General features: G+C 40.6%; 17 protein-coding genes. 6 read left to right on the forward strand and 11 right to left on the reverse strand.

Going from position 1 to position 19997, the window contains the following annotated elements; genetic code table 11:
* Nucleotides 1-156 precede the first annotated feature (156 nt).
* The 3 genes from ACKTT2_RS14250 to petC form a co-directional block, all read right to left on the reverse strand.
* Nucleotides 157-483, reverse strand: coding sequence for an AbrB/MazE/SpoVT family DNA-binding domain-containing protein (locus ACKTT2_RS14250; protein WP_407887883.1), 327 nt, complete (start codon nt 481-483; stop codon nt 157-159).
* Between the two features lie 436 nt (nt 484-919).
* Nucleotides 920-1924 (reverse strand): cytochrome f, encoded by a 1005-nt coding sequence (gene petA, locus ACKTT2_RS14255; protein ID WP_407887885.1) that lies wholly within the window; start codon nt 1922-1924, stop codon nt 920-922.
* 163 nt (nt 1925-2087) lie between these two features.
* Nucleotides 2088-2627: a cytochrome b6-f complex iron-sulfur subunit gene (gene petC / locus ACKTT2_RS14260; protein WP_407887887.1), complete on the reverse strand. Its 540-nt coding sequence runs from the start codon at nt 2625-2627 to the stop codon at nt 2088-2090.
* A 223-nt stretch (nt 2628-2850) separates the two neighbouring features.
* Here petC and ACKTT2_RS14265 point away from each other — a divergent pair, with 223 nt between their 5' ends.
* On the forward strand, nt 2851-3159 hold the full coding sequence (locus ACKTT2_RS14265; protein WP_407887889.1) for a DUF3067 family protein: 309 nt from the start codon (nt 2851-2853) through the stop codon (nt 3157-3159).
* Between the two features lie 59 nt (nt 3160-3218).
* Here ACKTT2_RS14265 and ACKTT2_RS14270 read toward each other — a convergent pair whose 3' ends face one another.
* The 3 genes from ACKTT2_RS14270 to ACKTT2_RS14280 form a co-directional block, all read right to left on the reverse strand.
* The gene (locus ACKTT2_RS14270) at nt 3219-3554 is read right to left on the reverse strand and encodes a tRNA-binding protein (RefSeq protein ID WP_407887891.1); all 336 of its coding nucleotides are present in this window, start codon (nt 3552-3554) and stop codon (nt 3219-3221) included.
* Nucleotides 3551-4393, reverse strand: a complete 843-nt coding sequence (gene tatC, locus ACKTT2_RS14275) for a twin-arginine translocase subunit TatC (protein WP_407887893.1) — start codon at nt 4391-4393, stop codon at nt 3551-3553. Before tatC ends, ACKTT2_RS14270 begins: the two co-directional genes overlap by 4 nt.
* 664 nt (nt 4394-5057) lie before the next feature.
* Complete coding sequence (locus ACKTT2_RS14280) at nt 5058-5759, reverse strand: hypothetical protein (protein ID WP_407887895.1); 702 nt, start codon at nt 5757-5759, stop codon at nt 5058-5060.
* A 512-nt stretch (nt 5760-6271) separates the two neighbouring features.
* On the opposite strand from ACKTT2_RS14280, the gene ACKTT2_RS14285 reads away from it, so the two are divergent.
* Both ACKTT2_RS14285 and ACKTT2_RS14290 read left to right on the forward strand, forming a co-directional pair.
* The gene (locus ACKTT2_RS14285; RefSeq protein ID WP_407887897.1) at nt 6272-7600 is read left to right on the forward strand and encodes a P-loop NTPase fold protein; all 1329 of its coding nucleotides are present in this window, start codon (nt 6272-6274) and stop codon (nt 7598-7600) included.
* On the forward strand, nt 7579-12675 hold the full coding sequence (locus tag ACKTT2_RS14290; protein WP_407887899.1) for a WD40 domain-containing protein: 5097 nt from the start codon (nt 7579-7581) through the stop codon (nt 12673-12675). Before ACKTT2_RS14285 ends, ACKTT2_RS14290 begins: the two co-directional genes overlap by 22 nt.
* Nucleotides 12676-12739: 64 nt before the next feature.
* Here the strand turns inward: ACKTT2_RS14290 and ACKTT2_RS14295 are convergent, their stop codons facing one another.
* The gene (locus tag ACKTT2_RS14295; RefSeq protein WP_407887901.1) at nt 12740-14932 is read right to left on the reverse strand and encodes a lytic transglycosylase domain-containing protein; all 2193 of its coding nucleotides are present in this window, start codon (nt 14930-14932) and stop codon (nt 12740-12742) included.
* Nucleotides 14933-15566: 634 nt separating this feature from the next.
* Between ACKTT2_RS14295 and ACKTT2_RS14300 the strand changes: the two genes are divergently transcribed.
* On the forward strand, nt 15567-15806 hold the full coding sequence (locus ACKTT2_RS14300; RefSeq protein ID WP_407887903.1) for a type II toxin-antitoxin system RelN family antitoxin: 240 nt from the start codon (nt 15567-15569) through the stop codon (nt 15804-15806).
* Between the two features lie 531 nt (nt 15807-16337).
* Here ACKTT2_RS14300 and ACKTT2_RS14305 read toward each other — a convergent pair.
* Complete coding sequence (locus ACKTT2_RS14305) at nt 16338-16781, reverse strand: type II toxin-antitoxin system VapC family toxin (RefSeq protein ID WP_407887905.1); 444 nt, start codon at nt 16779-16781, stop codon at nt 16338-16340.
* Nucleotides 16769-17008 (reverse strand): hypothetical protein, encoded by a 240-nt coding sequence (locus ACKTT2_RS14310; protein WP_407887907.1) that lies wholly within the window; start codon nt 17006-17008, stop codon nt 16769-16771. Before ACKTT2_RS14310 ends, ACKTT2_RS14305 begins: the two co-directional genes overlap by 13 nt.
* A gap of 439 nt (nt 17009-17447) precedes the next feature.
* Between ACKTT2_RS14310 and ACKTT2_RS14315 the strand changes: the two genes are divergently transcribed.
* Nucleotides 17448-17687, forward strand: coding sequence for a type II toxin-antitoxin system RelN family antitoxin (locus tag ACKTT2_RS14315; protein ID WP_407887909.1), 240 nt, complete (start codon nt 17448-17450; stop codon nt 17685-17687).
* The gene (locus ACKTT2_RS14320) at nt 17677-17844 is read left to right on the forward strand and encodes a hypothetical protein (RefSeq protein WP_407887911.1); all 168 of its coding nucleotides are present in this window, start codon (nt 17677-17679) and stop codon (nt 17842-17844) included. Before ACKTT2_RS14315 ends, ACKTT2_RS14320 begins: the two co-directional genes overlap by 11 nt.
* A 353-nt stretch (nt 17845-18197) precedes the next feature.
* Here the strand turns inward: ACKTT2_RS14320 and ACKTT2_RS14325 are convergent, their stop codons facing one another.
* Both ACKTT2_RS14325 and ACKTT2_RS14330 read right to left on the reverse strand, forming a co-directional pair.
* The gene (locus tag ACKTT2_RS14325) at nt 18198-18524 is read right to left on the reverse strand and encodes a GNAT family N-acetyltransferase (protein ID WP_407887913.1); all 327 of its coding nucleotides are present in this window, start codon (nt 18522-18524) and stop codon (nt 18198-18200) included.
* Nucleotides 18525-18591: 67 nt separating this feature from the next.
* Nucleotides 18592-19851, reverse strand: a complete 1260-nt coding sequence (locus ACKTT2_RS14330; protein ID WP_407887915.1) for an FAD-dependent hydroxylase — start codon at nt 19849-19851, stop codon at nt 18592-18594.
* Nucleotides 19852-19997: the final 146 nt, after the last annotated feature.

Consider the following 19997-nt stretch of genomic DNA (forward strand, 5'->3'; position numbering starts at 1 on the left):
AACTGGCAATCCAGATAGACCATCAGTTTCTAGTCCAAAAATAGATGCCCTTCTATACGAGGGGCATTTTTTCATTTTACCAGTACCACATGAGGTGTAGGCGTTCGTTAAACAATGGGTAGAAAAAAATACTCCATCCATTACAAATAAAAGAATTCATGAATCTAGAACCACATCGGCAAGTAGCTCATCCATCTCATCACTCATTTCTTTTGTATAAGGAACAAGTTTAGATGGATTTTTCATAGCATCCTTCATCAAAAAATCAAGAAAAAGACTCATCATGAGAGCATCAGATTCTTCCAAATCGTCATCATTATCTGTATCGAGTCGCACTAGAAACGTATTTTCTGACAAGACTTCAATATAACCTGAACTATTTACTAAATGGGGATAGTCTTTTGAAAAAGCTCTCGGTAAGCGAAAACCATCTTGAGAACCTATTTTGGCATAAGCTATGGAATAAATTTTCTTATGAGCCATCCAATTAATTTCTAATCAAATTTCTTTTTTATTATAAGAATAGTTATAACATTTTGCATATAAGTTCGCGAACTTTTAAAATCGGTATAAATGTCTATATTAATGTACGGACGAGGACGCTCGTACCACAAGAGTATAGTCTAAGAGGTTGTTTGAAAAGTGGTTGGCTGTGATTTTAATTGCATTATTACCCCCCTTAATCCCCCCTTATAAAGGGGGGAAACAAGAAAAATCCAGTTCCCTCCCCTTTATAAGGGGAGGGTTAGGGTAGGGTAAAAAATATTTAATACATCGATCGTGACTCCCTTTCCGCCATAAGATACCGATCTTCTTTTCCTCTTACTCCCTTGCTCTTTGCGTCTTTGCGATTCATTTTTTTGTTCAAAAAAAGACAGGCAAAAGCCTGTCTAACAATTCATTATTTAATTCGCAAAATTTAGAAGTTCATTTCAGCAGCTTGAACTTTTTCAACTTGCTTCTTCTTGAGAACAAGCATAGCTTGAGCCAACATGACAAGTGCGATGAAGGCGATCATCCACTGAACTCTTGTTGCATCTTGCAGGACAATTTCGGCGTCATCTTGACCAAATCCACCTACATTAGGATTATTTGTCAAAGTATCACCAGATTTAACAGCTTGTCCTTCAGAAACAATCAATTCGGGTCCGAGGGGAACTTTATCTACTACTGTTTCCCCAGATTCACTTTGGATGCTAACTTCAAATTTTGTGTTACCGTCTTCATCTTCTACTTTAGCAATCTTGCTAACTGTACCAGTTGCAGAGGCGGTGTAAACAGCGTTGTTGCTCTTTTCTCCTGTTGGGTAAACTTGTCCGCGTCCTCGGTTAGCACCTAAGTGAACGGCATATTTACCAAACTGTACGTTCTTGTCTGTTGCTGGGTTGGGAGAAAGAACGGGGAAAACAACTTCTTGATATTGTTCGCCTGGTAGGGGTCCAACAATAACAACGTTTTCCGAGTCTTCTTTATATGGTTGGAAATAAACTTCGCCGATTTCTTCTTTCCACTCTTCAGGAATGCGATCTTCTGGCGCAATCTTAAAGCCTTCGGGAAGCATTAGCACAGCACCAACGTTTAAGCCAGTTTTGGAACCGTCAGCACCCACCTGTTGCGAGCTTGTGTCGTAGGGAATTTTGACTACGGCTTTAAATACCGTGTCAGGTAGCACAGATTGGGGAACTTCTACTTCTGCTGGCTTTGCTGCTAGGTGACAGTTAGCGCATACAATCCGCCCTGTTGGTTCGCGAGGCGTTTCGGGGTAGGTTTGCTGCGCCCAAAAAGGATATGCTGAAGCGGCTTGAGGAAGGGCTAAATCGCTTGTGAAGAATAATGTCACTGTTGCGATCGCTACAAGTAATGTTTTGATAATTACTTTAGTAGCATTGCGAGTCAAACTCGCTGTTGTAGAAGCATTTCTCATCTCTATAAGGACAACAAAGAGGACGATTGTTAAGGGTCATTGGTCATTGGTCATTGGTCATTGGTCATTAGTCATTAGTCATTAGTCATTGGTCATTAGTTACCAATCTTTTCTTTATACAAATGACAACGGACAAATGACAACGGACAAATGACAAAAATTTTTATGCCCACCAGGGGTTTTCACCAGTGCGGAAGTCTGTTTCAGTCCAAGGAGTGAGAACAATGTTGTCCTCTTCCACTTTTGTATGACTGAGAGCTAATGATAGTGGGGCGGGACCGCGCACTACCTTACCAGTGGAGTCATACTGGGAACCGTGACAGGGACACTTAAACTTATTCTCTGCTGTATTCCAAGGTACAACACATCCTAGGTGAGTACATACGGCGTTGATACCGTAATCGCCTATCGCCTCTTTGCTTTCTACCACAATATAGGTAGGATCTCCTTTTAGTCCCTGAACCAGAACGCGATCGCCTACATTATGGCTGTCCAAAAACTTGTTTACGCTGACGTTGTCCCCCAGCTCGTCTTTTGCGGTTGTACCACCACCCGCACCACCAGTTGCTGGAGGAATAAAGTATTTGACAACGGGATACAAGACTCCCAAAGCGACTCCGGTTACAGTTCCAAAAGTCAAAAGATTCATGAATTGACGACGCCCCATATCGGGAACGTCCACTGATTCAGAAAATTGAGCCATAACCTACGCGTTCTTTGTGTATTTTGTTAACAAATGTGACGTTTTTACTCAAAAGGTAACCCAATTGAGTAAAGATTTAATGCCCATAATGATGCTGAAACTTGCTTAACTAAAGATGTTCTCAGCATCTTTCTTAGTAGCATTACATTTCTTTATAGTCCTATCATACTTGAGTAATGGAACTTAACATCATAACTAAATGTAAAAATATTTGAGAAAAACTATGACAGGACAAGAATTGCGTCAACTACTGCTTGAAAAGTGGGGACATTCTTATGATGTTCAGTTACGTCGGACACAAGGTAAAATATTTCTCCAAATTATGTGGAAATACTTAGAACAAGCTTCTTTTCCTTTGAGTGAAACCGAGTACGAGGAGCATTTAGAGAGCGTGGCTAGCTATTTAGATAACTTAGGTGGAGCTATACAGGTACAAATGTTTATTCGAGAAACACGAGAACGCCCTCGACTTGGCAAAGCTGTCAGCATTCCTTTGGACTTGGGACAGCGTGCTACAGAATGGCTCCTGTAGTTCTATAAGCACATATGTATCTATAGTTCCATTCAAAGTTATAAATTATACATTTTATTTTATGAAATTTTTTGCCCTAGAGGCACATTTCGGTCAGGCTGTATCAGTACCACTTCACCATTTTCTATAACTACACCTAAAACCAGAACCTCAGATATAAAATCAGCAACTTGTCGGGGAGGAAAGTTGGTTACTGATAACACAAATTTATCTATTAAATCTTCTTTTTGATAAATTTTGGTAATTTGAGCACTAGATTTTTTTATGCCCAAATCCCCAAAATCTATCCAAAGTTTATATGCTGGTTTTCGTGCTTTAGGAAAATCTTCTACTCTGACGATTTTGCCAACACGAATGTCTACTTTTTCAAAATCTTCGTATGTAATTTCTGTCATTTTCCGGTGAGCTTAACGAGACCTATACCACCAAAGTAAAGCCCCAAAACTGCTCCTGCTAAAAGACTTTGAGTTAAAGGGTCTGTGGAAGGTGTCAGAACAGCTCCTAAAACCACCGCTCCTAAAATAACGTAACGCCAACCGGAAAGCATTCGTTGAGAAGAAACAATTCCCAAATTACCAAGTAGTACTTGAATGACGGGAATTTGAAATGCCAATCCAGTGCTAAATAACAGCAACAAGACAAATTCAAAATATTTATCAATAGACCAGAGTTGTTCTACAACATCTGCACCATAACTGATAAAGAATTTTAAGGCAGCTGGTATGAGTAAGAAATAAGCAAATACTAACCCCCCTGCAAAAAGAACACTTGAACCTAGAACCACAGGTGCTAGCAACCGTCGTTCCCGACGTGTTAGCCCTGGAAGAACAAATTGGATAATTTGGTAGAGCACGAAGGGGCTAGCAAGTAGTATCCCTGTATAACCTGCGACTTTTACAGATACGAAGAAATATTCTCCTGGCGCAAGTTGGAGAAATTTTACTCCCTGTGCTGGGACTTCTAATAACCGGACAATCGGTTTAACTGCAATAAAGCAACCAACAGCACTAACTGCTGCGACTGCTAGAGAGTAAAAAATGCGCTGTCGCAACTCTTCCAAGTGGTCGAACAAAGACATCTCAACCTCACCTGGCAATTCATCAAGAGGATCGAGATCGGAATTGCCATCGTCTTCTTGGAAGTTAACACGGGGGGAAGTTGAAGCAGTTTCCTGGTCTGAGTCCCTTGGTTCGTCGAACTGCTGTTGGGTTTCTACGTCTTGAGAAGGCGTCATGAATCAGAAAAATGGCATTACCTGCTAACTATTGTATCTGGGGAAGGCGCTAACGAGGATTTTTTGTTACCTTTGCTGTCTTTTTCCGGTTGCTTGGGAATTTTGTTTGAATCGTTAATAGGGGTAATTGTCTACAGGGCTGTAGCACCTTTAAAAAGTGGAACTTACTTTTTAAAATGAAGTCAACACCACTAAGAAGTAATAACTTAATTCATTAGAGAGTGAGAAAAACAGCTTTAACTCAACTTTTATGAACAATTGCATCTGCTTTAACGTAATTAAACATTTCTAGCTGAGGCTTGTATGAGTAAAACAATCTGTGTAGGGTTAATTTCATTTTCTGTTTTTCTAGGCAATATCGGTCAAAGTTCTGCCAGTAATAATACTGAAAACCCACCATTCAAATATCAAGGTTTTACCTGGACGGATTCCATTATTGGTAGCATAAACTCTTACCAGAGTCATATAAATTTCTTATTCTCTGCCAGAGATGAGCGTAGCGGGGATTGTCTTCGCACTGGTAACTGTAAGCGTTGATATGTCATTTGTCATTTGTCATTTGTTATTTGTCAGGGTTTTGAATATTTTTTTAATTTTTACATAACTACTTTTTTTTCGCATATCTCCTAACATAGGAGTCCTATAAGCCTATAGATTGGAGAAGTTAATAATTTTTAGGAAATGGCATGGAACCCATATGTGGATAGCTTAAAGCTAAAAGCCCATTCCCTTCTTTTAAGACAGTACAAAAACAGGAAATAATTAAAGATTGCAGGCTTTCTGCATATCCATCATTACAGGTTCCTCCTGCTCCAATTGCGTAAACTCCTTGAAGAAATTCATAACTTGGCACCTCTTGAAAAACTTCTTCAATGGTAGCTAAAACAACAGCAATATCTGCGGGTGGGACAAACATATTACCTAGGTATCCTGGAAGTCTACTTGCTCGTTTCCAACCTAAACCACCCCATAACATTTCAGGCGCACCCACACGATTAGTTATGACTAGCTCTAATAAGGCTTGACTCATTGGTACAGAGATAATTGGAGTTTCACCTATAAAAAGATTATCAAAAATTTCTGCAAAAGCGCTTGGGAAGAAAAGATGGTAAGCATTATGTAAATCATCCCAATCAAAGACATCTGGAGTTTGCTGTTTGTTAATAAACGCTTTGGGAATATAACGATTGAATATCTCTTTATCTTGGGCATGAAATTCGCTCTTATATTCAGCCCTCTTATGGATAAAATTTTGTAACTTATCTGAGATTTGCGCTCGCTCAACAGCTCGCTCAAATACTTTTTTGACATTAAGAACGTCTGTTGGCTGTACTCTCAACAAGCACCAAACTGGATTTGCACTCATAATTCGGTTACTTTTGCTACAAAATTAATTTTTGTGTTGAAGTTTTAACCCACATCCCGCTATTGACCGCTAAATATCAGGACTTACGCTACCTCAACGGTATTTTGGGGATTTCACGTGTTGCAGATCTCCCCTTAAAAAGCAATACGGTTCAGTTAAGGATAATTGTAGGTTGGGTAGAGCGATCGCGTTACCCAACGAGCCGCCTTCATGTTGGGTTTCGTTCCTCAACCCAACCTACGCAAAATCTACCTCAACGGTGTTTTGGGGATTTCACGTGTTGCAGATCCCCCCTAACCCCCTTAAAAAGGGGGCTATGCGTAAAGCCCTAAATATATGTACGGGAATATCCGGAAGAGATGAGAAGGATTTTGTATCTTAAAGTTAAATTGCAGCAACACTTAAGTACAAATTATCACAAGCTAGTGGTGTAAGCTCCCTGACTTCTTAAAGAAGTCGGGGATTTGAAAGCTATGAAATTGCCAAAATTATATAAATGAACTGGATCAATTATGCTTTTGGATTTAGAAAGATTTTACCAAGCCTGCAATCCGAGCCGACCTCTGATGATGGGAAATGGTAGCGATCGCCAGTATTATATTGATTTTACTTCTGTGCGAGGTGGTAAGATTATAGAAGCGCTGCAACGTACTATTACTAGAATATCTCCGGATACACCAACCTGTCAGCTATTTACAGGGCATATTGGCTGTGGGAAATCAACGGAGTTGCTGCGGCTAAAAACTGAGTTAGAGCAAGAGAAATTTCATGTTGTATATTTTGAGTCTACCCATGTCTTGGAAATGGTGGATGTGGATGTGACGGATATTTTCTTAGCAATTGTCGGTCAGGTCAGTGAAAGCCTCGAAGCGATGAATCTCCGTGTAAAACCGGGCTACTTTGCTAAGTTGTTTGCGGATATTGTAGATTTTCTACAAACCCCAATTGATTTGGAGGTAGAAGGAGAGTTATCTGTAGGTATTGCCAAAATTACAGCTAAGACAAAAGAAAGCCCCAAGTTACGACGTCGCTTGAGGGACTACTTAGAACCAAGAACTGAAAATATTTTACAATCCATTAATGAGGAATTGCTCGCTCGTGCCAAGAAAGAACTCAAAGCTCTGGGTAAAAAAGGGCTAGTCGTCATTGTTGATAACTTGGATCGAGTAGCTATCAGACCTTTACCATCCGGACGCTCTCTACCGGAGTACTTATTTATTGACCGAGGCGAACAGTTACGCAAACTTAATTGTCATTTAGTATACACTATTCCTCTCGCCTTAACTTTCTCTAATGATAGCGCCGAACTACAGCATCGCTTAGGGGGCGGGGTAGCTCCTAAAGTCCTACCTATGATACCTGTACGGCGGCGTTCTGGAGAAATTTCTACTCCAGGACTAGCGCTGATGAGACAGATGGTGCTAGCCAGAGCTTTTCCAGACGTTCATACTTCAGATCGGTTAAATTCGATTGCAGAAGTGTTTGATTCTGTGGAAACTTTAGATAGGCTATGTTTAATTAGTGGTGGTCACGTGCGGGATTTACTAGGATTGCTGTATGACTGTTTGAGAGAACAAGACCCACCTTTTGAACGGGAATGCTTGGAACTGGTGATTCAAAGACACCGCGATTTCCGCGCAAACCCAATTGACTCCGAAGAGTGGGAGTTACTCTTTCAAGTGGTTCAACAGCAAAGAGTCAGAGGTGATATAGAATATTACACCTTGTTACGAAGTCTTTTTGTCTTTGAATACCGCGACCATCAAGGAGTCTGGTTTGCTCTGAACCCAGTTTTAGCAGAAACGCCAAAATTTCAATCATGGCTGAAGGATACCCAATAATGGATTTCATTGCGGCTAACGAGCGTTCTTTGAGGAACTTAAGGCGAGCTATTGTTCTCTCTCAAGGACAATTCTCGCTGGTTTTGGCTTGCTGTAACTATGAAGCTTTGCAAGAGCGAATGCTGCAGAGACTTGGAGAAATTTCTTCGGAAGCATACCAGATTGAAAAGCTAGTGGTTCCGCCCAACACAATCAGCCTTTATACAAAACTCCACTTACAAGTTGCTCGCGAGCAATCGTTGGTATTGATGGTTTTGGGTTTAGAGTCAGTGTCTGCACTTGATGACCTGCTGACTACTATCAATCACGTGCGGGATGAGTTCCGCAAACGGCACCATTTTCCTATGGTTTTTTGGGTGAATGATAAAGTGCTGCAAAAGATTGTGCGCTTGGCTCCAGATTTTGCTAGTTGGGCTGCTACACCTATTAGATTTGAACTGACAACTGAAGAGTTGCTCGAATTTTTACAACAAAAAACCGATTCCCTCTTTGCGGAAATTCTTAACACCAATGCTACACAACAAGCAGAACCCCAAGTTGCCCATGGTAATAGGACTTTGGGTTTGGTCTCTAAGTATAGCAGTTATGAATTCCTCTGTGCTATTAAAGATTTGCAAAATCGCGGTATTAAACTAGATTCTGAATTGAGGGCTAGTCTGGAATTTGTTTTTGGTTTGGATGATTATGTTAGCGATCGCGTAGACTTGGCGATGGAACATTTTCAGCAAAGCTTACAGTTTTGGCAGAAGCCAGTACGGGGAGAGGGAGATGAGGAAGCAGAGGAGCAGGGGAGCAGGGGAGCAGGGGAAGAAAAGTTGCACAATTCTTCCTTTTCTTCGTTGTCCCTCTTGTCCCCATCACCTCATCTTCTTCGTCAGGGAGTCGTCCTGTTCTATATTGGGTTGTGTTATTTCCGTTTGGCTGAACGGTATCATTCAGAAAACCCTCTCTCATGGCAAGAGGCTAAATCTTATTTCCAGCAATGCCTTGATGTTTTTGAAGCGGTTGGACGCGAAGATATCGTGGCTCAATGTATTGTTCAACTGAGTGAAGTGTTGCAAATTTTACACGATTGGGAAGAGTTACAGAAAGTCGCGACAAAATCTCTAGATTTACATCGAATTTATAGTACTCAAATTCAACTCGCTTGTGACTATAGTTTTTTGGCTGAGGTCGCTGTAGAGCAGTCATGCTGGGAAAAGGCAATTCAGCTTGCACAAGCATCCTTATCTTACTTAGGGAAGGCAAGAAAAGATTGCGATCGCTACCCAAGTTTGTTTCCACTACTTTTAAAGCAAATATCTCAATTAGTGTTAGCTCAAGCACTAGAGCGTTTGGGGGAGAAAAAAAAGGCTCTAAAACGTTTAAAAACGGCGAATCGTCAATTGGACACTGCTTTAGAAAGCAGCGACCATCGGTATGATGCTCATCGTTATATTCGCCTTTTGCGGAAGATGCGATCGCTTTATTTTGAGTCGGGTCGGTATTTAGAAGCTTTTTGTATCAGGCAAAAACGGCGTTCTGTCGAACAGCAGTACGGTTTGCGTGCGTTTATTGGCGCAGGTCGCCTACAACCCCAGAGACCTACAACAAAGCCCATGTTGGTTTCACGCGCAGCTAGCACTAGCGTTGCTTTGGAAATTGATGCTTCTGGTCGTAAGCGAGATATTGATAGCTTAATTGGCAGAATTAGTCGTCCCGATCAAAAATTGACAGTTATTCACGGTCAATCTGGTGTCGGTAAAAGTTCTACCGTGACGGCGGGGCTAGTACCTGCACTGCAAAACAGAGCGATCGGCGACCAGATTGCTGTGCCTGTTGTAGTGCGAATTTATACTAATTGGGTTCGAGAATTAGGAAAATCTTTAACAGAGGCGCAACTTAAAATTCAACATGGGGCAAGCGCTACTTTATCCGATCCTGTCATACTTAACTCGGAAAATGCCATTCTTGAACAATTACAAAAAAATGCTAAGAATCATTTCATAACCGTTTTAATTTTTGACCAGTTCGAGGAGTTTTTCTTTAGCTGTCCCGAACATAACAAGCTGCAACAATTCGATAAATTTCTTTGCGATTGTCTTAATATATCTTTTGTAAAAATTATATTTTCTCTTCGAGAAGATTATTTACATCGTTTAATAGAATTAAAGTATTTGGCTCAACAGGAGCAGATTAACGATAATATTTTAGACAAAAATATTCGCTATCAGTTAAAAAACTTTGCCCAAGAGGACGCTAAAAATTTTATCTTAAAGTTAACAGAGCGATCGCATTTTCACTTAGAGCCTGCTTTGATTGATACCGTCGTACAAGATTTATCGACAGAATTAGGAGAAGTGCGTCCAATTGAGTTACAAGTCGTGGGAGCGCAACTGCAAGATGAGAGAATAACAACCCTGACCGAGTACCAACAATTTAAATCGGGAAAACTCATCGAGCGATATATAAAAGAACTCATCAAAGAATGCGGGTCTGAAAATGAAAGAGCGGCATTACTAGTGTTGTATTTGTTAACAGATGAAAATAGAAAGCGTCCTTACAAAACTTATAGTGAATTAGCTTCTCAGCTAGCAGAATTAGAACATAAAGAACAATTAGAGTTAGTCTTAGAAATTTTAGTGCGTTCTGGATTAGTCGTGCTTTTTCCCGACCAACCAGAACGCCGCTATCAATTAATTCATGATTATTTAGTCGATTTGATTCGTTATCTGCAACAAGCAGAATTGAACTTACAAACGCAACTGCAAGAGTTACGCAACCAAGTACAGCAAAGGGAAACAGAGATTTACCAGCTAAAAAGCCAACTGAAGAAAAAACAACAGCAATCTCCACAAGTCATTAGCCAACCTCAACAAGGTCGGGATTTACTGACAGAATTAAAGGAGTTACGCAAACGAGAAATACAAAGTCAGATTGAAATTGAGCAACTCACTGCAGAAATCAAACAGCAAAAATTGCAAGCAGAACTGGCAAAAAGCAATCGCTCTCTGTCAATAGCACTTGCTAGTTCAGTTATAGTTATAGTGGCGTTCGCCACCTCTTTTATTTCAGTCTTTCAATTGAGACAAGCGCTGATAAATGAAATTAGAGCTATTAGTGCAACGAGTGAAGCATTCTTAACTTCAGGAAAAGATATTGACGCCTTGAAAGAAGGTTTAAAAGCAGGCAAAAAACAGCAAAGTGTTATATTTCCAGATGCAGATGTGCGCTCGCAGGTGATAGAGACGCTTTATCAACTGGTTTTTTTCAGGGGTGAACAAGCAAGCAAACGCTTACAGGGGCATAGTTTGGGCGTGAATAGTGTCAATTTTAGCCCTGACGGTAAAATGGTAGCCTCAGCAAGTGCAGATAGTAATATTACACTCTGGCATTTTAACGGGAGTAAGTATAGAGTTTTACGATCGCATAGTGATGTCGTCAACAACGTTAGTTTTAGCCATGATGGTAGAACTGTTGCTTCAGCTAGTCAGGATAAAACTGTAAAACTTTGGAATCCAAGCACCGCGCAGGTAAAAACAACCCTAATAGGGCATAAAGGAGTTGTCAATAGTGTCAGTTTCACGAACGATGATGAGATAATTGCCTCAGCTAGTAGCGATAAAACCATCATATTTTGGCATCGGGATGGTCAACCTTTTAAGACTCTGTTAGGTCATAAGGATGCTGTTTTGAGTGTAGCTTGGTCGCCTAACGATCGAACCCTGGCTTCAGCCAGTGCGGACAAAACTGTCAAACTCTGGAGTCGAAACGGCAATTTGTTGAAAACTATATCTGGGCATAATGATGCGGTGAGAAGTGTAGCTTGGTCACCAGATGGAAAGTTGATTGCTTCAGGGAGTTTGGACAAAACTGTCAAACTCTGGAGTCGAGAAGGTAAATTGATAAGAACTTTAATTGGGCATAACGATAAAGTCACTTGCGTGAGCTTCACCCCTGATGGTCAGATTGTAGCTTCAGCAAGTACCGACAAGACAGTCAATTTTTGGAATCGCGAGCGCGGAATTCTCTTGGAAACTTTAAAGCGTCATGGCGACTGGGTTAATAGTGTCAGTTTCAGCCCTGATGGAAAGAGCCTAGCTTCTGGAAGTCGGGACACAACAGTGAAACTTTGGAAATTGCAGGATGTGCTGAAGTTCAAGTTTAGACATCATCTTGGGGACGTGACTAGTATCAATTTCTCTCCTCAGGGTGACGCGATCGCTTCTGCTAGTCTTGACAAAACAGTTAAAATCTGGAATTCCGAAGCAAAACTACTTCATACCTTGAAAGGTCATAAAAATGGAGTTTGGGGCGTTAGTTTTAGCCCAAAAGGGGATATGCTTGCCTCAGCTAGCACGGATGCAACGGTCAAGCTGTGGAGACGCGACGGTACGCTAATCAACACCTTATCACAGCATAGAGATACGGTTTTAAGCGTGTCTTGGAGTCCTCAAAATATTATCGCTTCAGGCAGTAAGGATAGAACTGTAAAGTTGTGGAGTCAGAACGGTAAGCTGTTAACAACTTTGTGGGGACACAAAGCTGTTGTTAATTGGGTGAGTTTCAGTCCCAATGGGGAGTTACTAGCATCAGCTAGCGATGATAAAACCGTGAAGCTTTGGAGCAGTGATGGTAAGTTGCTCAAAACTTTGTCGGGACATAGAGATGTAGTTTATAGTGTAGCTTGGTCTCCTGATGGCAGTAAAATTGCTTCGGCTAGTGATGATAACACGGTGAAGCTTTGGAGTCAAGATGGTGAGTTGCTCAAAACTTTATGGGGACATAGAGATGCTGTAACTGGAGTCAGTTTTAGCCGTGATGGGGAATTACTTGCCTCGGTTAGCGATGACAATACGGTGAAGCTTTGGAACCGGGATGGAATATTACAAGCAAGCTTAAAGGAAAAGGATAAGCTCACTAGCGTGAGTTTAAGCTCTCACAATAACCCGATCGCTTTTGGTAGTACCAGTGGTACAGTGTTTTTACGCAATTTAGAAGACATAACACTAGAAAAGTTACTAGTGCGGGGGTGCGAGCTGCTGAAGGATTCTTCCCAACTGACAAACGGCGATCGCAAGTTATGCCTTGATTAAACACTCTCCGCCTCGACTTCTCATCCTCGTTCCCAAGCAGAGCCAGGGAACGAGAGGGGGTTGCTTACCGTGCTGATAGCTGAGCATGCTCTGATGAGTATTTTGCAACTAACTGAGATGTTTCGGGGTTGTAAAGCCGGAGATAATTCCAGTAGTTACCAAATACTTGACGGACATAATTTTTTGTTTCATCAAAGGGAATTGCTTCTACAAAATCATCTGGATCTTGTTTTGGTAAAGTTTGCAGCCACTTGGAAACGTTACCCGGACCAGCATTGTAACTGGCGATCGCGAGCATAGAATTATCTTTATACTGCTCGTGAGTATGATCTAAATACCAAGTCCCCAACATAATATTGTCACTGGGGTTTTCCAATTTAATTTTTTTGCTATCTGCTTTGATTTGTGGAGCAATCCACTTAGCGGTATCTGGCATCACCTGCATCAAACCAGTAGCACCAGCAACAGAACGAGCTTTTGTCTCAAATCGAGATTCTTGGCGCATTAAGGAAGTAACTAGTACGGGATTTATCTCATTCTTTCCCGACCACTTTTCAATTTCACTCAGATATGGTAAAGGATAACGAGCTTGCCAGTAAGTGAGTTGCTTGCTCAGATCCTGATATTCAGCTTTTTCTTGTGGTTTTTCCCGGTCTTCTAGTTTAGAAATTTTATCAATCGCGATTAAATATTCGCCTTTTGCCAATCGCATTAAACCTTCAGTATATTGTTCTGCTACAGTAGGCTGCATTTTATTGACAAATTCAGTTTGCCACTGCAACCAAGCATCGCGGTCTTGACCGAGCAAATACAATTCCTTAAAAGTTTCCGAACCTGCAGTTGGTACAGTACGTTGATAGAAGACAAGTTTCGGGTTGAGACTGCGTATATTATTGAAACTGCCAACATTAAGACCTAGAGCTGCAGCCGCACGCCATGCATAGTAAGAGTAAGGGAAGCGGTTAATAACATACTCATAAGCTTTTTTCGCTTCTTGGCTTTTTCCGATTTTTGTTGCCCATTTTCCAACCCAAAAGCCAGCTCTTGGAGCCAGAATACTGTTGGGGTTGTTAGTAGGTATGGGACCTGCCCACTGCCAAGCACCATTAAAATCTTTGGCTTTTGCTTTTTCTTCGGCAATTTTCCAACGATACTCTGCCGCTTGTTCAGTATTGCCAAACTTAGTAATCAGCAACTGCAATGCTTGAGTGGCTGCCTTTGGATCTTGAGCCTGTAGAATCTTAGCTTTTTCCAACAGTGCTTCCCCGGCTTTATCGGGGAATTTACTGACAACTTTATCAAGTAATGGTATTGCATCTTTCCGGTTTTGTGCCATTTCTGCTAAACGCAACAACCCATTTCCTGTTTCTTCCGCATCAGGAAATGCTTTCACAAGTTGTTGATAGGCAGCAATTGCTTCTGGGCGTTTTCCACCTACTTGGTATCCCCGTGCCACACGGTAAAGATTGCGGGGTGTCCGAGATGCTTTGGTGTAAGCTTCTGCTGCTTTTAAAAATTCGCTATTTTCCCAGTATGCTCCAGCTACGATTTCCCATTCTTCAGATTTAAGAGTTGGACTATTTGCCAACTGGTTTAGTACGGGCAGGATACCTGATTGATCGTAAGCGTGTTTTGCCAAAATCAGCTGCAATGACTGCTGAAGTGGGTTTTCTTGCAACTGTTGGCGAACAATCTCCCAAGTTAAAGGATTTGAGGGAAATTGTTCAATGGCTTGCGCTTGATATTCAGGAGTTGCAATCAAGTATAGGGCTTTGACAGCAGCAGGTTCTTTAGAATATTTTTTCACAACCTTTTGCCGCAAATCAGAGGCTTTGCCTTCTTCCCCTAAAATGTCCTGTGCTTGTGCTTGTTTCAGCAAAACATAGGGGGCTATGCGTGGATAATCATCCTCTAGCCCTTCTAGTAACTCCAGTGCTGGTTTGGCTTGTTTCTTTTCAATAAAATCGCTAGCTAAAAGATAACGGGCGCGATTTCGGTCTTGCAAGTCCTGACCCTTTGCAAGAGTTTCTAGTTTTGCACGGCGTTCATGTGGTGACTGTGACACCAGTGGAAGCACGGCGGACTTAGCTGTGCTGACTTTTGAAAGCTGCTCAGTTGAATTTTTAGTAAACCGCAGCCACTGCCCAAAGGATTTACTAAACTGAGGCGCAGACATCATTGCACCAGCTAGGAAGGCACATAATCCAGCACCCGCAATGAGAGGGATATATTTTTTCTTTTGTCGTTGCTTCAGCATTGATACCCGCTGAAAATTTCACATGAATTTCTAGCAACTCTAGCATCACTTGAGGATAATGTCGCTACTTTTAACTTTTGTATTCCTAATTTGGGGATCGTTATTGCTATTCTCTTTTCTGGATGGGAATTCCAGCCATTTAAGTTAAAAATTTTGCATTTTTATTTTTCTCTTTGCTTGTATAGTATGGGTTTAGCGATAATCTATGAAAGTAGAGGTTGTACGAGCGTTTGCTACAAGCTCTCATAGGCAGAATCTTTTCTTACTTATGTAATGATGAAAATCCTTCTTTAGGAGGAAGAAAAGATTTAAATCTTTCTAAGCTATATAGCGGCGTTGATGTATCTACATATACTAGCTTGGAAACTTAAATATTTAGCTTCATTCTAATTAAATGTTACAATTATTGCATTCTAAGAAAGAAATTAACCGCAGATGAACGCAGACGGATGCAGATAAATTTGTACCTTGGTAGGTTGGGTTGAGGAACGAAACCCAACAATTCGATTCCATAGTAGTATTATGTTTGACAATTTAAAATTGATTTGATAAATGACTTCGTAATGATAATTTTGCTAAGATTATTGGTGCAAATTATGATATGGAAGATAGGCTTACAGATTTCTGAGGACAAATGAGAGCACAAGAAGTAATGGGAAGCGTTGATGATAAAGGTTTTTTGTGTTTGGATGAACCTCTAGCGGTTCAAAAGCATAGCCGTGTTAAAGTAATTGTGCTGTTTGTGGAAGAAGAAGTGGATGCTGATGAATCAAAAGAGTCTATATTAGAAGGTCTTCGCATTTCATTACAGGAAGCAAAAGCTGGAAAAACTAGACCTGTTTCAGAACTGTGGGACGATATTGATGCAGAATGAAACACCATTAGTTCAAGTTCTGTTTACAGATTAATTTCAGAGTCGATTACGCACTCTGTCCAAAAAATATCTTCATATTCGGTCTGATATTCAGCCAATAATTGCACAAATACAAGTAGGAGACTTTATTGGCGTTCGCGAAGCGTACCGGAGGTAATCGCAAATCTGGAATAGGAAACACAGTTTTTAAAGTAAGAGTCCGAAACAGCGATCTCCAGAAAGGTAAAAGTGGTGGTTATCGGCTCATTTATCAGCTATTTTAGTGAAAATAAGGTTCCATTTTCTATCTTTCTATTTCTGTCAGGTCTTTAAAAGCAGTTTGTTACGTTACGCCCTGTTCTCATCTTGTCACCATTCAGATTTAAACTTCTCTAATACCATTTCACTTTTTTGATGATACAAATATCTTGGTAAGGGCGCTCTTGCATTGCGCCCCTACGACAAATTTATATGTATCATGCATTTCGTAATTTGGTATAAGCTATATACAATAGTCAATGTATCTATATATACTAATTTATAAACTCGAGTTCAAGATGCTAATACTTCACTGAGAATGACGACAGGTAAATCGGTAATACTACGAAAACCTTTATCATTAGTCAGAAATTGATTGCAGCTAATAGATAAGGCTGTAGCAGCATGAATAGCATCAGGTGTTTTTAAGCTAGTTGTAGCCCGAAGATTAGCAGCTTGTCGTAGTATTGATTGACTGATAGGAATTAATCGCATTTCTGATGAACCCAAAAGTTGCTCATAAGCGTTAATTAACATGGAATCAGAATTTCGTAGAGGTAGGACTAAAGTTTCCATCAAAATTAGTTCACTGCTAATAATTTCAATTTCTCCTGCTTGTAGCTTTAACCATAAGGGTGCAAGTAGTGGTAAGTACTCAGGAAACTTCTCTACGCTATAGATAACAATTGATGTATCTACATATACCAGGCTGGAAACTGGAATATTTAGCGTTCCCATGATTCTCGTTCCTCTTTTAGATACTTGTCCACTTCTTCAGCTGTTTTAAAAAGCCGTCTTCCAGGTAACTCATTAAGAATATCTACTGCTGAACGTCGTTTAGGTTCAGCTTTTGAAGGCAAAATCACAATTACATATACATCGTCGCCTATTTCAGCTTGTGGGAGTTCGATTTCTATTTTGTTTCCTGGTAAAACTTTGGTTGTAATACGTAAAGCTGATTGCATAATTTTTTTAGCCTTATTTATAGTTAGGACTGGTTCTGAATTTAAACCACACTCAACAACCCCTGTTTAAACTCCGCCGCACTCTTAAAATAAATTTCTGGCTTCTCTACCAAAGCTAAATCGATAGGCTTCAAATTGCTCGTTGGTTATCCCCAGCATTTATTTTGCGTGGTGCAGATATTGTAGAATATAATAAAGCAAACTTTTCATTTTGAAAAACAAGCAAGATATTATTCTACCATTTTTTGCCACTCCAATAATATTCCAAACCTATATGATGTTGGTGATGTTGGGTTTCGTTCCTCAACCCAACCTACGTAACATATTATGTTTGGCGATTGAAAATTGACTTGATAAATGACTTCGTAATGATAATTTTGCTAAGATTATTAGTGCAAATTATGATAGGAAGATAAACTTACAGACTTCTGGAGGAAAAATGAGGGCGCAAGAAGTAATGGGAAGCGTTGATGAAAAAGGTTTACTGTGTTTAGATGAACCTCTGACGGTTCAAAAGTATAGCCGTGTTAAAGTAATTGTGCTGTTTGTGGAAGATGAGGTGGATGATGATGAATCAAAAGAGTCTATATTAGAAGGTCTTCGCATTTCATTACAAGAAGCAAAAGCCGGAAAAACTAGACCTGTTTCAGAACTGTGGGACGATATTGATGCAGAATGAAACACCATTCGTTCAAGTTCTATCTACAGATCAATTTCAGAGCCGATTACGCACGCTGTCTAAAAAATATCCTCATATTCGGTCTGATATTCAGCCAATAATTGTACAATTACAAGTAGGCGACTTTATTGGCGTTCGCGAAGCGTACCGGAGGTAATCGCATATCTGGAATAGGAAACACAGTTTTTAAAGTAAGAGTCCGAAACAGCGATCTCCAGAAAGGTAAAAGTGGTTGCTAGTTACCTTTCCTTCGTAAGTAAACCTAAAAGATTAACTATAAGATAACATCAGTGAAATAGTTTGGCATAATCTCGCAATTACTAACCTAACAGCGTTTTATAAGAATCGTTCAATAATGATTTCGTCCACATAGCTCCCATTGAGCTTGGCTTGTTTTTTTGACGTTCCCACAACATGAAAACCTCGATCGCGGTAGGTAGCTAACGCCGCTACATTATCTGCACGGATGAATGTAAATAGTTTTTCATATCCTTTGCAACGTGCTGCTTCTTACGTAGCTTGAAAGAGACTTGTACTAATTCCTTGTCGTCGATATGAGAGTTCTACATAGGTTCCAAGCACTCCTACATGGTCAAAGGCATGGGTGTATGTGGCAAATGGTTCCATACTTTGAAAGCCCACAATTTTTTGGTTCTGGCGACATACTGCTACATGGAACACTCCACGCTTGGGAAACTGCAGAATATACTCTCGTTCAGCCTCTACGGTAAACTGTGTATCAAACGCTGTGTATACTCCTGCTTCAATAATTGGGTTCAGAATACTGACAATAGCTTCCGCATCATCAAGCTGGACTTCTCGAATTAGCAAATCCACGTTCGTTTGCCTCCTTACGTTGAGGACATATGTAGTCCATAGTTCAGTATTTCAGAGACTACAAAATTTATCGCAAAGCGAGTTTGGGTGTTTTGCCCTTCAATCCTATCATTAACTTAAGAGCAAACACTTTTAGGAAAGGAACTTGTCTCATTACCCGCAAACCAATACGACGAAGGATAACAACTGGCCAAATATTATTAGAGAATACTCTGTCTAACAAATCGGTGAAACCTAAGATTGTTAAGTTTTCTTGTTTGCGCCAGTGTTCGTATCTTTTGAGAGTTTTTATATTGCCAATATCTTCACCTTTTTCGTGAGCTTCTTGTAGAACTTGCGCTAACGCTGCTACGTCTCGAATACCTAAATTTAATCCCTGTCCGCCTACAGGATGGCAATTGTGGGCTGCATCTCCAACTAAGGCTAATCGATGGAGGACATAGCGATCGCTTTGCATGAGTTGGACTTGGAAAATAAAGCGATCGCCAAGTAATTCCAACTTACCCATTTGATTGCCATATCGTGCTTGTAATTCTGTCAAAAATTGTTCGTCATCCAGAGCGCACAAAGCTTTTGCTTCTTCGTGAGGAGCAGTCCAGACAATCCGGCAACGGTTTCCTGGCAATGGTAATATGGCAAATGGACCGCTATTCCAGAATTTTTCGTATGCAGTATTATTGTGAGATTTTTCTGGTTTCACAAAAGCCACGATACAGGACTGCCAATACTTCCATCCTTTAGTGGTAATTCCAGCAGCTTGACGAATGGGAGAACGGGAACCATCCGCAGCGACTACTAATTTGCTACGAACCGTCCGCATTTCACCTGCGACTTTGATATTTATCGTTACCATGTCTGGTTGGTAATGAATATTTATAACTTCAGCAGGGCATAAGTACGTAACATTGTGGCACTCCTTAACAAACTCTTGCAAGGGATGCAAGAGTGCTTGATGTTCTGCTACATAACCCAAATCTTGTGTACCGATATCTGATGTTTGCCATTCTACAACGGTAGAACGATCCGCATCAGAAAGGCGAACTTTGCGATAAATTTCGATATTGGGCAATATTTTGTCCCAAACACCAATTCCTTGATATATCAGTGCCGAAAGCATATGTACCGCATAAGCTTGACCTTTGGCTACGGCTGCTGATTCCACTTTTGCCTCAATCAGCAACACGCTCAACCCAGAATCTTTCAACGCGGAGGCTAGGGTTAAGCCAACAATTCCGCCACCAACAATAACCAAATCGTAATCGTATCCCCGCTTATGTGTCGAGGTTTGGGGTAAAGAAAGTTTTGGAGAAAGCTGTGCTTGCGCCATTGTTAAGAGAAATTACAGCATTTTAATTTATATTTTGACGCAAACAGGCAGAGAAGGGCAACAGTAATACAGTGACCAGTGACCAGTGACCAGTGACCAATGACCAGTGACCAGTGACCAGTGACCAGTGACCAATGACGAATAAC

The sequence above is a fragment of the Scytonema hankhaensis NUACC26 genome, from assembly GCF_045865695.1.
GTDB lineage: Bacteria > Cyanobacteriota > Cyanobacteriia > Cyanobacteriales > Nostocaceae > Scytonema.